The following is a 7733-nucleotide window of genomic DNA, read 5'->3' on the forward strand; positions in this document are numbered from 1 at the left end:
CAGCAGCGCCACGTCGAACGCGTACATGCCGCTGTTGATCTCGGTGATGGCCAGGTGTTCCTCGTCTGCGTCCCGCTGCTCCACGACCGCCGCGACCGCGCCGTCGGCGTCGCGTCGCACTCGGCCGTACCCGTGCGGGTCCGCCAGCACCGCCGTGAGCACCGTGGCCGCGTTGCCTTCCGCCGAGTGAGCGGACGCGAGCTGGCGCAGGGTGCCGCCAGTCAGCAGCGGCGTGTCGCCGTAGACGACCACAACGGTGCCCTCGACGGCGGGCAGCTGCTCGAGGGCGACCCGGGCCGCGTGCCCGGTGCCGTTCTGCGGCTCCTGAACGGCCGTACGGATACTGGAGTCGAGCTCGGCGAGGTGCCCGCTGACAGCGTCCCGGCCGTGGCCGACAACGACGACGAGGTCCCTGGGCTCGAGCTCACGGGCCGCGGCGACCACGTGGCCCACGAGGCTGCGGCCAGCCAGCTTGTGCAGCACCTTGGGGGTGGCCGACCGCATCCGGGTGCCCTCGCCCGCGGCAAGAACCAGCACGGCGGCCGGCGGGAGCGCGGTCACGCGAGGGCCTCCACGGCGTCGGAGAGGGCGTCGGACGGCGGAGCCGACGCCTGAAGGATACCGGGAGGTGAACCGGAAGCTCCCGGGAGAGGAATCGAACCCCTATTCGCGGGACCAAAGCCCGCTGTCCTGCCTTTAGACGACCCGGGATCGATCGTCACGACAGACTAGGGCCCCTCGCGTCCGCAGCAGCCAACCGACGTACAGTGAAACGCTTCCAGCACGCAGGCTGGACGACTAATGTGCCCCCGCTGGCGCAGGGCCGCACGGGGGAGTCACTCATGGTCGACGCTCAGGGATTGCGGTGGCTCGCAGCTAAATCGGGTCCACGGCTGGTGTTCGGCAACGATGGCACGTGGTCGGACAACCTCGAAGGAACTTCAGCCCTACGGCACCTGAGAAGGTCTGCGCCCGTGACCGCTGCGGATCCGCGCTCCGCGCAGGCCGGACGAATCCTGCGTAAGCGGGGGTGGCTGAGCATCCCTGCCTTCCCCGTCGAGATCATGGATCCGATCCGGCGCGGCTACGAGCGCGCCATCGAGGACTCAACGGCGACCCGGGACATGGGCGCCCGCGATCGCTCTGCAGTCCGATATGTCGTCGATCCCGTCGAGCAAGTCCCTGAACTGCGCCCGCTGTTGAGCGAAACGGTGCGATCGGTTCTCAGCGGTTACTACCGGACGCATTTCTACTTGCAGCATGTTCGGATGTGGCGCATCAAGCCGCTCACCACAGACGAGCGTTTCCAGTACAACTACGGGAACCTCTGGCATTGCGACCCGCATCGAGTGACGGTCATGAAGCTGTTCGTGCAGGTCAGTGAGGACGTGTCGGCCGAGAACGGTGCACTCAGGATGCATGACATACCGACGACTCGACTGATCATGCGCAGCGGATTCATCTCCCGAACAAGGCAGGTTGCCCTTGCGCACAGACTGACCGAGGACGAGAAGCGCATGGTGGTCTTCGACGGGCCGCCGGGTTCAGCCCTCATCATGAACCCCAACCTGTGCCTGCACCGAGCGGGTGTGCCGCAACCGGGTCGGACCCGGGGCATGGTCCAGCTCACCTTCGACGTCGCGGACCACCCGCCGCTGGATGGGGACTACTTCACCGAGCTGGCGCCGGACACGAACGTCGTCGAAGGCCGGCCGGTCTGAGGTCAGCGACCTCGAGGGTCAACAGCGGCCGGACGCAGCAGGCCCCGGACCGCGGCCTTGCTCGTAGGCCGTCCGGCAGCGGCGCGAACCGCTTCACCCAGCAACAGCATCGACCAGAAGGCGGCGCCCGCCACGGGTCCGTGCGTCCGTCGGTACAGCCGGACGCGGTTCACTGTGAGCAGCGCGTACAACGGCGGAGAGACACCGGACTCGCCACCCAGATGTACCGCGATCGCGTCAGGTTCGTACACCAACGGAAAGCCGGCATTGCGAGCGCGAAGGCAGTAGTCGGTCTCCTCGGAGTACAGGAAGAACGACTCGTCCCAGGTGCCAACGGTCTGCGCACAAGTCAACGAGATGAGCATGAGTGCGCCGGTCGCCCAGTCGGCGGTGGCTCGGCTTCCGTACGCGGCAGGATCAGTGACGACTTCACCCCACCGAGGTGATCGACCAGCCCGACCGCCCCCAAGGACGGCCTCCCCGGCGACTCGCGCGAGCGTTGGTTCCCTTCGTAGCGTGGTCAACAGATGTCGTCGCTCGTCAACCAGCCTGGGGACGACGATTCCCGCCCGCGTCTCGATCATTGTCTCGACCATTCGAGCGACCGTTCCGGGCTCGAGGCGTATGTCTGGGTTGGCCACCAGCACGGCATCCACCGCCCCAGCCGCCTTGATACCCGCGTTCACCCCGGCCGCGTAGCCGCGATTTGCCCCGAGCCCCACCAGAGCCGCCGAGGGCGCGAGTCTCCCGATCTCATCCACGGTGCCGTCGTCGGAGTCGTTGTCGGCGACAACTAGCCGCCAGGCCCCAACGCCGGCCAGACCGGCATCGAGCGAGCCCACGAAGTCTCCGAGGAGACGTCGTGACTGGTAGGTGACCACCACCACCGCGACCGTCCAGTCCTGCGGTACCGCACCCACCATGTCGGGGAGTCTCGCATGGGGGCGGCAGCGGCCGGCTGCGAGCCGAGCGTCGGATCGTCCGAACGCCTGAACACCTCAGCGGTCGGCCAGCCCTGCATCGGCCGTTCGGACGCTTGGACCCGCCACCGCTCCCCGCGTTGATGACCCACTGCGATGATGGGCGGACAATCGGGGAGGGGAACGATGAACACCCAGAACGGTGACGCCCTCGGCGTCGCAGTCGTCGGTGCGGGCTACTGGGGACCGAACCTGGCGCGCAACTTCCAGGCCTCGTCCATGTGGCGGATGCAGTGGCTGTGCGACCTCGACGAGGACCGCGCGAAGCGGGTGCTCGGCAACTACAGCACCGTCCGCACGACGCCGTCCTTGGACGACGTCCTCAACGACGACTCTGTCCACGCGGTCGCGATCGCGACCCCGCCGAGTACCCACGAGTCGGTCGCGCTGGCCGCGCTGGACGCGGGCAAGCACGTGCTCGTCGAGAAGCCGCTCGCTGACTCGTACGCGGCGGCCGAGCGGATCGTCAACCGGGCCGACGAGCTCGGGCTCACCCTCATGAGCGACCACACCTACTGCTACACGCCGTCGGTGCAGAAGATCCGCGACCTGCTGGCCGACGGCACGCTCGGCGACCTTCAGTACGTCGACTCGATCCGGATCAACCTCGGGCTGGTCCAGCGGGACGTGAACGTGCTGTGGGACCTCGCCCCGCACGACCTGTCGATCCTCGAGTACATCCTGCCCGAGGGCATCCGGCCGCTGGCGGTGGCCGCGCATGGGGCGGACCCGATCGGTGCGGGTCAAGCCTGCGTGGCGTACCTCAGCCTGCAGCTGCCCGGCGATGCGCTGGCGCACTTCCACGTGAACTGGCTGAGCCCGATGAAGGTGCGCACCATGCTCATCGGCGGCTCGAAGCGCACCCTGTTCTGGGACGACCTCAGCCCGCTGCAGCGCATCAGCGTCTACGACCGCGGGGTCGACCTCACGCCCCGTGAGGAGCTGAACCTGGAGGACCGCCGGGCGGCCTCCATCTCGTACCGCTCGGGCGACGTCGTCGCCCCGGCCCTGCAGGAGAAGGAGGCGCTACGCGGCGTGGTCGAGGAGTTCGCGGACGCGATCCGCACCCACCGGGCCCCACGGACCGACGGCCGAGCCGGCCTGCGGATCGTCGACATCCTCGAGGCCGCGAACCGCAGCCTGCAGTTCCAGGGCGCCGTCGTGCCGCTGCGAGGCGCCCGGTGACCGGGCAGCCCCTCGAGGGCCAGCGGGCGCTCGTCACCGGGGGGGCCGGCACGATCGGCTCCCACGTCGTCGACCAGCTGCTGGCGGCGGGGGCCGAGCAGGTCGTCGTCCTCGACAACTTCGTGCGCGGACGCCCGGAGAACCTGCGGGACGCTCTCAACGACGACCGGCTGGTCGTGATCGACGGCGACATCCGGGACGTCGACACGGTGGCCAAGGCCACCTCCGGCATGGACCTGGTGTTCCACCTCGCCGCGATCCGGATCACCCAGTGCGCCGAGGAGCCGCGGCTGGCCCACGACGTGCTGGCCACCGGCACCTTCAACGTGGTCGAGGCCGCCGCGGCCGAGGGCGTCGCCAAGATGGTCGTGTCGTCGTCCGCGTCGGTCTACGGCCTGGCCGAGGTGTTCCCGACCCGCGAGGACCACCACGCGTGGGCCAACGACACCCTCTACGGCGCCGCCAAGGTCTACAACGAGGGGCTGCTGCGCAGCTTCCACGCCATGCAGGGGCTGGACTACGTCGCCCTGCGGTACTTCAACGTCTACGGGCCGCGGATGGACATCTATGGCCTGTACACCGAGGTGCTGATCCGGTGGATGGAGCGGATCGTCGCCGGCGAACCCCCACTGGTCCTCGGCGACGGCCTGCAGACCATGGACTTCGTCGACGTGCGGGACATCGCCAGGGCCAACCTGCTCGCGGCCCGCGCGCCGGTGACCGACCGCGTCTACAACGTGGCCGCAGGGGTCGAGACCAGCCTCAACGAGCTGGCCGCTGGGATGCTCGCAGCCATGGGCCGCAGCGACCTCGCCCCCGAGTACGGGCCGGCTCGCAAGGTCAACGCCGTGACCCGGCGGCTGGCCGACACCTCGGCAGCGACCAGCGACCTCGGCTTCACGGCGCAGATCGACCTGGCGCAGGGATTGTCAGACCTGGTGGCCTGGTGGCAGGCCGAGCGACACGCCGGGGCGGCTGGCTAGTTACGGAAGCGTAGGTTACGGTGGCGTAGCCCCGAGGCGCCCAACGTCTGGAGACCCGCCCCGTGACCATCTCCACTTCCCCCGAGCGCAGCATCGCCGTCCCCAACGCGCTCGAAGACATCTACCCCACCGACGAGAGCCCCCGCGGCACGCTCGGAGACGACCGAAAGAAGACCTGGGAGCAGGTCGCCCTGTTCGGGTTCGTCGCCGTCCCGCTGCTCGCCGTCCTGGCCGCCGTCCCGGTCGCCTGGGGCGGCTGGCTGTCGTGGACCGACGTCGTCCTCGCGCTGGTCTTCTACCTGATCTCCGGGGTCGGCATCACCGTAGGGTTCCACCGCTACTTCACCCACGGGTCGTTCAAGGCCAACCGCCCGCTGCGGATCGCCCTGGCCGTCGCCGGCAGCATGGCGATCGAGGGCCCGGTCGTGCGCTGGGTGGCCGACCACCGCAAGCACCACGCGTTCAGCGACCGGGACGGTGACCCCCACTCGCCCTGGCGCTACGGCGAGGGCCTGTGGCCGATGACCAAGGGCCTGTTCCACGCGCACGTCGGTTGGCTGTTCGACGTCGAGCAGACCGACCAGCGCAAGTTCGCCCCCGACCTGCTCGCCGACGCCGACATCGTGCGGGTGTCCCGCGCCTTCATCGGCATCACCGCGTTCTCGCTGCTGGCCCCCGCGGTGCTGGGCGGGCTGATTACCTGGTCCTGGCAGGGCGCGCTGACGGCCTTCTTCTGGGCCGGGCTGGTACGCATCGCCGTGCTGCACCACGTCACCTGGTCGATCAACTCGATCTGCCACGTCTACGGCAAGCACCCGTTCCTGTCCCGGGACCGGTCCGGCAACGTGGCCTGGCTGGCCGTGCTCTCGTTCGGCGAGTCGTGGCACAACCTGCACCACGCCGAGCCGACCGCGGCCCGGCACGGCGTGCTCGAGGGCCAGATCGACCCGAGTGCCCGCGTCATCCGCTGGTTCGAGCAGCTGGGCTGGGCCCGCGACGTCCGCTGGCCGAAGCCCGAGCGGCTGGCTGCCAAGCGATCGGACGCCGTCCGGGCATGATGGCCCGGTGACCGACATCGTCGAGCCCACCGAGCTGAGCTCCGCCCGCGCTGCCCGCCGGATGACCGGCAAGCAGCGCCGGGCGCAGCTCATCGACGTGGGGCGCCGCCTGTTCGCCGAGAAGGGCCTCGACGGCACCTCCGTGGAGGAGATCGCGGCGAAGGCAGGCGTCTCCAAACCGGTCGTCTACGAGCACTTCGGCGGCAAGGAAGGGCTGTACGCCGTCGTCGTCGACCGCGAGATGCAGCGGCTGCTGGACGGCGTCACCGGCGCACTGACCGGAGGCCACGCCCGCGAGCTGCTCGAGCAGGCCGCGATCGCGCTGCTCACCTACATCGAGAACAACGCCGACGGGTTCCGGATCCTGGTCCGCGACTCCGGGGTGGGCTCCTCCACGGGCACGTTCGCCAGCCTGATCAGCGACATCGCCGGCCAGGTGGAGTACGTGCTCGCGGCCGAGTTCCGCAACCGTGGCTTCGAGCCGAAGCTCGCGCCCATGTACTCGCAGATGCTCGTCGGCATGGTGGCGCTGACCGGCCAGTGGTGGCTGGACGCCCGCAAGCCGAAGAAGGCCGACGTGGCGGCCCATCTGGTCAACCTGGCCTGGCACGGCCTGAGCGGCCTCGAGGTCAAGCCGCAGCTGGTCACCGGCACCGACAGCTGACCGAACACCACCGAGATCACTGTTTGCGGGAGAAATGCGCCGTTCCAGGGCCGATTTCGTCCGCCAACGGCGATCATGAAGCGGCAACGGCCCGCTCGAGCAGCTCGATCCGGTTGCCGACCGGGTCGTCGACGTAGCAGCGCCGGTACGCCGGCAGCAGCTCCTCGTCCCAGCGCACGGCGACACCGGACGCCGCCAGCCGGTCCACCATGGCATCCAGGTCTGTGACCAGCAGCCCGGGGTGCGCCGTGCGAGCCGGCTGGAAGTCGGTCTCCACCCCCAGGTGCAGCTCGACCCCGTTCGCGGCGAACCAGCAGCCGCCACGAGCGGCCAGCACCGGGGGCTGCGCCAGCTCGATGAGGCCGAGTGGCCCCGCGTAGAAGCTGCGCAGCCGGTCCTCCGAACCCGGCGGGCAGGCCAGCTGGACGTGGTGGATCGCCGTGATCATCGGGGCCTCCCGGCGACGCCGAAGACCCGGCGGAACGGCAGCACGGTGCCGAACGGCTGCTCGGGATAGGCCGACCGCAGTCGCTCGGCGTACTCGGCGCTGAAGGCCGCCTGCTCGTCGTCGTCCAGCGCGGCCAGCGTGGGGCGAAGTCCGGTGCCGCGCATCCACTCGAGCACCGGGTCCGGGCCGTCGAGCACGTGCAGGTAGGTGGTCTCCCAGGCGTCCACCCGCAGCCCGAGGGCGGCCAGCCGGGTCAGGTAGTCGACCGGGTCGGGGGTCGAGGCCGGCGGCGCCGCCGGGAGCCGGTCGCGCCAGCCCGGGGATGCGGCCAGCTCGCGCAGCAGCGTGTGCGCGGGCGAGCCGAAGTTGCCCGGCACCTGCAGGGCCAGCACGCCACCGGGGGCGAGCCAGGCCCCGAACGTCGGCAGCAGGTCGAGGTGGTCGGGCACCCACTGCAGCACCGCGTTGCTCACCAAGACGTCGACCGAGGCGTCCGGCGTCCACTCCCGCAGGTCCGCCTCGACGAAGCCCAGCCGCGGCGCCACGTCCCCGGCGTCCAGGGACCGAGCCGCCCCGATCATCTCCGCGGACGAGTCGACGCCCACCACTCGGGCCGCCGGCCAGCGGCGGGCCAGCGACGCCGTCAGGCCGCCCGGTCCGCAGCCCAGGTCGACGACGAGGCCCGGGTCGGAGA

The 7733-nt window shown here is 70.1% G+C and carries 9 protein-coding genes and 1 tRNA gene; 5 read left to right on the forward strand and 5 right to left on the reverse strand.

What is annotated here, in order from left to right; translation table 11 throughout:
* Both VIM19_04445 and VIM19_04450 read right to left on the reverse strand, forming a co-directional pair.
* Positions 1-561 (reverse strand): NTP transferase domain-containing protein (locus VIM19_04445; protein ID HEY5184158.1); only part of this gene is annotated, 561 nt, incomplete at its 3' end.
* Between the two features lie 79 nt (positions 562-640).
* A tRNA-Gln gene (locus VIM19_04450) sits at positions 641-711 on the reverse strand.
* A 263-nt stretch (positions 712-974) separates the two neighbouring features.
* On the opposite strand from VIM19_04450, the gene VIM19_04455 reads away from it, so the two are divergent.
* Complete coding sequence (locus tag VIM19_04455; protein ID HEY5184159.1) at positions 975-1721, forward strand: hypothetical protein; 747 nt, start codon at positions 975-977, stop codon at positions 1719-1721.
* Between the two features lie 2 nt (positions 1722-1723).
* On the opposite strand, the gene VIM19_04460 is transcribed toward VIM19_04455, so the two are convergent.
* Complete coding sequence (locus VIM19_04460) at positions 1724-2644, reverse strand: glycosyltransferase family 2 protein (GenBank protein ID HEY5184160.1); 921 nt, start codon at positions 2642-2644, stop codon at positions 1724-1726.
* Positions 2645-2827: 183 nt separating this feature from the next.
* On the opposite strand from VIM19_04460, the gene VIM19_04465 reads away from it, so the two are divergent.
* The 4 genes from VIM19_04465 to VIM19_04480 all read left to right on the forward strand — a co-directional run bounded on the left by VIM19_04465 (position 2828) and on the right by VIM19_04480 (position 6591).
* Positions 2828-3886, forward strand: coding sequence for a Gfo/Idh/MocA family oxidoreductase (locus VIM19_04465; protein HEY5184161.1), 1059 nt, complete (start codon positions 2828-2830; stop codon positions 3884-3886).
* Entirely contained in the window at positions 3883-4869 is a 987-nt protein-coding gene (locus tag VIM19_04470; GenBank protein HEY5184162.1) for an NAD-dependent epimerase/dehydratase family protein, read from the forward strand. The genes VIM19_04465 and VIM19_04470 overlap by 4 nt, the downstream gene beginning before the upstream one ends.
* A 92-nt stretch (positions 4870-4961) precedes the next feature.
* Positions 4962-5927, forward strand: a complete 966-nt coding sequence (locus VIM19_04475; protein ID HEY5184163.1) for an acyl-CoA desaturase — start codon at positions 4962-4964, stop codon at positions 5925-5927.
* Positions 5928-5988: 61 nt separating this feature from the next.
* Positions 5989-6591, forward strand: a complete 603-nt coding sequence (locus tag VIM19_04480; GenBank protein HEY5184164.1) for a TetR/AcrR family transcriptional regulator — start codon at positions 5989-5991, stop codon at positions 6589-6591.
* A 73-nt stretch (positions 6592-6664) separates the two neighbouring features.
* Here VIM19_04480 and VIM19_04485 read toward each other — a convergent pair whose 3' ends face one another.
* Together VIM19_04485 and VIM19_04490 are read right to left on the reverse strand one after the other, a co-directional pair.
* Positions 6665-7039, reverse strand: a complete 375-nt coding sequence (locus tag VIM19_04485) for a glyoxalase (protein ID HEY5184165.1) — start codon at positions 7037-7039, stop codon at positions 6665-6667.
* On the reverse strand, positions 7036-7733 hold a 698-nt coding region (locus VIM19_04490; protein ID HEY5184166.1), incomplete at its 5' end, for a methyltransferase domain-containing protein. The genes VIM19_04490 and VIM19_04485, both read right to left, overlap by 4 nt.

The organism is Actinomycetes bacterium (assembly GCA_036510875.1).
Lineage (GTDB): Bacteria > Actinomycetota > Actinomycetes > Prado026 > Prado026 > DATCDE01.

What these genes read in the sequence shown, in the direction of transcription:
- VIM19_04460 (HEY5184160.1), bottom strand. Translation starts at nt 2,644, where the DNA reads ATGGTGGGTGCGGTACCGCAGGACTGGACGGTCGCGGTGGTGGTGGTC.
- VIM19_04465 (HEY5184161.1), top strand. Translation starts at nt 2,828, where the DNA reads ATGAACACCCAGAACGGTGACGCCCTCGGCGTCGCAGTCGTCGGTGCG.
- VIM19_04480 (HEY5184164.1), top strand. Translation starts at nt 5,989, where the DNA reads ATGACCGGCAAGCAGCGCCGGGCGCAGCTCATCGACGTGGGGCGCCGC.
- VIM19_04485 (HEY5184165.1), bottom strand. Translation starts at nt 7,039, where the DNA reads ATGATCACGGCGATCCACCACGTCCAGCTGGCCTGCCCGCCGGGTTCG.